At 53.8% G+C, this 1,459-nt stretch carries 1 protein-coding gene; it reads left to right on the top strand.

Features of this window, described 5'->3' with window-relative positions:
- Positions 1-170: 170 nt before the first annotated feature.
- Positions 171-1,459 (top strand): sodium/proton-translocating pyrophosphatase (locus tag P1P89_09250; protein MDF1591685.1); only part of this gene is annotated, 1,289 nt, incomplete at its 3' end.

Genomic DNA, 1,459 nt, shown 5'->3' with positions numbered 1-1,459 from the left:
TTTTCATAACCTAATGATTCTTTAGAGGGCAATTATCCTCTTAACCGTTTGATATAGAAAGATAAAAAATATAAGGGAGGTGAAAAAATTTAGGGGTGTGTTAATCTACACAAGGGAGTGTTAGTTCATATCATCTGACCTGTTTAATAATCAAAAATAAGGAGGTTTTAATGACTTCAACCATTCTGTTTGCTTTAGGATGCGGACTTCTCGGCGTTATATACGCCGTTGTTACCGCCATGTGGGTATCCAAGCAGGACGCAGGAAATGCGAAGATGCAGGAGATCTCAAATGCGGTCAAAGAGGGCGCATATGCATTTCTTGCACGCGAGTATAAAACCGTAGCGATCGTTGCCGTTGTTCTCGTTATCCTGATTGTCGTAGCGGGACTTGGCATTTGGACGGCTATCGGTTTTATCATCGGCACCGTCGGTTCCGCCCTGGCCGGTTTTGTGGGCATGTGGGTAACGGTGCGGGCCAACGTGCGCACCACCCAGGCCGCCAGCAAAGGCCTTCAGGCCGCCCTCGGACTTGCCTTCAAGGGCGGCTCGGTGACGGGCGTTATGGTGGTGGGGCTCGGTATCATCGGCCTGGCGGGTTTTTATTATATCGCCAAGCAGGCATCCCCTGATATGGCATTCCACGCCCTGATCGGGCTCGGATTCGGCTGCTCGCTCATGAGCGTGTTTGCCCGAATTGCCGGCGGCATCTACACCAAGGCTGCCGATGTGGGCGCCGATCTTGTTGGAAAAGTAGAAGCTGGGATTCCTGAAGACGACCCCAGGAACCCCGCTGTTATCGCAGACAACGTGGGCGACAACGTCGGCGACTGCGCCGGCATGGCGGCCGACCTTTATGAGACCTACACGGTTACCGTTGTGGCAGCCATGCTGCTGGCAAAGACGGTTTTCGGCGCCGACAGCGCCTGGGTGGAATTCCCGCTGCTCCTGGGCGGAATATCCATTATCGCTTCCATTATCGGGACCTTTGCCGTCCGGCTCGGCAAAAATGAATATATCATGGGTGCGCTTTACAAGGGGCTTGCCGTTTCAGGCATTCTGGCGGCGATTGCATTTTATATTGTAACGGGCTTTTTCCTGAAAGGCGCATCCGCAATGGAATCGCTCACCGCTCATCCGTCATTTACGCAGATGAACGTTTTTCTGATGGCGCTGATCGGTCTTGTATTGACCGGCCTGATCGTGATGATCACGGAGTACTTCACCGCCAAGGAGTATAGCCCGGTACAACACATCGCCAAGGCCAGTCTGACCGGACACGGCACCAACGTCATCGCCGGTCTGGCCGTCAGCATGAAGTCGACCGCGGCGCCGGTTATTGTCATCGTCGCCGCAATTCTGGGCGCATATTCTTTGGGCGGTGGATTTTCCGGCGACGCTTCGGGCGGTCTGTTTGCCATCGCGCTTTCCGCGGTTTCGATGCTGTCCATGACCGGAAT

The organism is Desulfobacterales bacterium (assembly GCA_029211065.1).
GTDB lineage: Bacteria > Desulfobacterota > Desulfobacteria > Desulfobacterales > JARGFK01 > JARGFK01.
The sequence above is the reverse complement of the archived record's forward strand: the minus strand, read 5'-3'. Positions and strand labels throughout refer to the sequence as shown.